Origin of the sequence: Selenomonas sp. oral taxon 126 (assembly GCF_001683335.1) — a bacterium.
Taxonomy (GTDB): domain Bacteria; phylum Bacillota; class Negativicutes; order Selenomonadales; family Selenomonadaceae; genus Centipeda.
The window spans coordinates 410,393-413,110 of record NZ_CP016201.1; the positions used below are offsets into that span (position 1 = coordinate 410,393).

Sequence of the window (2,718 nt, forward strand, 5' to 3'; positions counted from 1 at the left end):
GCGATGCTCCTAAGCAAACCCTAGTGGAGCAAGCGGAGAAAAGCGTTCGACTCGCCCCCTGCGGATTTCTTTCGTTCAAGCGAAGCGCGTTTAAGAAGTCCGCAGGTATTTAGGCGAACGAGAACGCGACCGCTTGCGTAACTAAGCGTTTGCGTGGAGTGCGCACGGTGGCATTCCGTAACATTTATCATAGAACCAAAGAGGACTCGGATCAATGTGGGACATTCCTCCCTAACAACAAATATGTCTATATACGAGACAAATCGAACAATTCCGTTTCATATTGTTTTAGTTAAAAATAAATATATTTGATATAAGTAATAGAAATATCGAAGATTGCATGCTATAATCACAGGACAACAACTTGGGAGAAAGGAGTTTCGTCCTGTGTAGCGAAAAAGAAAGTGAAAAAAGTCGGATAACTTTATCAAGAATGGGGAAATTATAATGAAGCTTCGTCCAAAACTTATGATTGGGATCGGAGTCCCTCTGCTCCTCGCATTTCTCGTCCTCGGACTCGTCATCCGCGCAATTGCGATCAACTCCATCGAGACCTCAACCGCAACGATCATGCGCGAGACGGCAACGCGCTGCGAGATGGCACTCGATGACTTCATTGAGCAGCGCGTGGCGACACTCGACTCCGTCGGCATCGCATGGAACAACAAGGCACCGTCCGCCGAGGACATGAACGCAGCCTGCCAAGCGATCTCAAAGGCAGACCATGCCTCGGTTCTTCTCTACTCCGATCCAAAGGGTGTCATGACCACGAAGGACGGCATTGCCGAGGGATTCGACGCGAGCACGCGTCCGTGGTTCAAGGGTGCGGTCGCAACAGGCAAGGTCTTCATGACCGAGCCATATTGGTCGACCGTCGGTGGCACGGGCATCACCGTTACGCTCGGCAAACCGATGATGCAGAACGGCTCTCTTGTTGCTGTCATCGGCTTGGACGTCTCACTCGCCGAGGTCATGAACCTCTTTGACAAGATCCAAATCGGCGAGACCGGCTCGGTATTCGTCCTCGGTCCCAAGGGGGAGTTCGTCTACCATCGCAATCACGAGTTCCAGGGGCCTCCGATCACAGAACTGGACAGCGGCAAATACAAGGATCTCGCCGCGCGCCTCATGTCGAGCAAGGAAGATGTGTTTGAGGGCGAATTCGAAGGAACGAAGATGTACTTCGCCTCGAAGCCGGTCGGCACAACGGGCTGGACGGTTGTCGTGAGCGTCCCCCACGACGAGGCATTTGCCGCAGTGTCGTACATCTCCATCGTGATTGGGCTTGTCAGCCTGATTGCCTTCCTCATCCTCGGCGCTATCGTCACCCTCTTCATCCGCGATATCACAAATCCGATGTCCGAATTGGATGCAACGATCAGCAAACTGGCCGGCGGCGACCTCTCGCATCGCATCGAGGAGAGTGCACGCACGGACGAGATCGGTTCGCTGCAGAACAACTGTGCAAAGATGGTGCGTTTCCTGCGCGACATGGTCGCAGGCACAAAGCGTGCCTCCGAGCAGGTCTTTACGGCATCGACCGACCTCTCCGCGAACACATCCACCACAGCGGCGGCATCCCAGTCAGCAGCGTCAGCAGTCATCAACATCGTCGAGCAGACGGCGGAGCAGAGCCGCATCGTAGAGGATGCCACGGCAAAAGCGCAGCAGACGACAAGGCAGATGGAGATCGTCGCGCAGTCCGTCGACGACGTGACCGCCGCCGCCTCATCCACGCACACAGAGACGCAGGAAGGGCGCGAGATGCTGAACGACCTCGTACGCGGTGTCGAGCGCATTGCCGCCGGTGCAAAGCAGGTTGGCGACGCCGTACGGGAACTCTACGACGGGTCGAAGCGGATTGCCGACATCAACGAGGTCATTACAAATATCGCGGGACAGACAAAGCTGCTCGCGCTCAACGCCGCAATCGAGGCGGCACGCGCGGGTGAACAGGGACGCGGCTTTGCCATCGTCGCGGAGGAAGTCAGGAAGCTCGCGGAGGAGTCCGAGTCTGCCGCCCAGCAGATCAACGGCATCATCAGCAACAACTCCGCGCAGATCCAGACGGCATTTGACCTCACGAAGGAACAGCAGGCGGAGGTCAAGAAGAACGTCGCACAGGTCAAGGAGGCGGGCGGCAAATTCGACACCATCGCCGCGCTCATCCAGAGCCTGACGGTCGAAATCGAGAAGATCGCCGTCGCAAGTCAGGAGACGCGCACGGGCGCGGAGAGTTCGATGGCAGCCATCGAAAAACTCCACGAGATCTCGCACATCATCCATCAGGAGGCAAACGATGTCTCCGCGCTTGCCGAGGAACAGGCGGCATCGAATACGGAGATCGCAGCCTCGACAGGCACGCTCTCCACACTCGCCGAGGAACTCAAGAGCGACGTTCAGAAGTTCAAACTCTGATTCCGTACAGAATCGAGTAGGAGACGGTGATTAGCCGCCGTCCTCTCACACCACCGTGCGTACCGTTCGGTACACGGCGGTTTCAATAGGTTGCGTGTACAGACTGATATGCCTCGGCTAAATCATAAAAGCCGAAGCGTATCAGTCTTTCTTTTGTCATTGCCATCTTGACCGCCACCGTGTTGCTTGTCCACCAACAACCTCTCCGGCAGTTTCCTGCTTTGTAGGCTGTTTCAAGGGGAACTCCCAACTTGCATAAATTACGAATCTTCGTCCTCGGCTTCTTCCATTGCTTCCAGA

The 2,718-nt window shown here is 55.6% G+C and carries 1 protein-coding gene and 1 pseudogene; one reads left to right on the plus strand and one right to left on the minus strand.

Features of this window, described 5'->3' with window-relative positions:
- Positions 1–468 precede the first annotated feature (468 nt).
- Positions 469–2,418: a methyl-accepting chemotaxis protein gene (locus AXF19_RS01775; RefSeq protein ID WP_216634955.1), complete on the plus strand. Its 1,950-nt coding sequence runs from the start codon at positions 469–471 to the stop codon at positions 2,416–2,418.
- Between the two features lie 82 nt (positions 2,419–2,500).
- Here AXF19_RS01775 and AXF19_RS14660 read toward each other — a convergent pair.
- Positions 2,501–2,718 (minus strand): annotated as a pseudogene (locus tag AXF19_RS14660) (group II intron reverse transcriptase/maturase); the annotation flags it as partial.

What these genes read in the sequence shown, in the direction of transcription:
- AXF19_RS01775 (WP_216634955.1), top strand. Translation starts at nt 469, where the DNA reads ATGATTGGGATCGGAGTCCCTCTGCTCCTCGCATTTCTCGTCCTCGGA.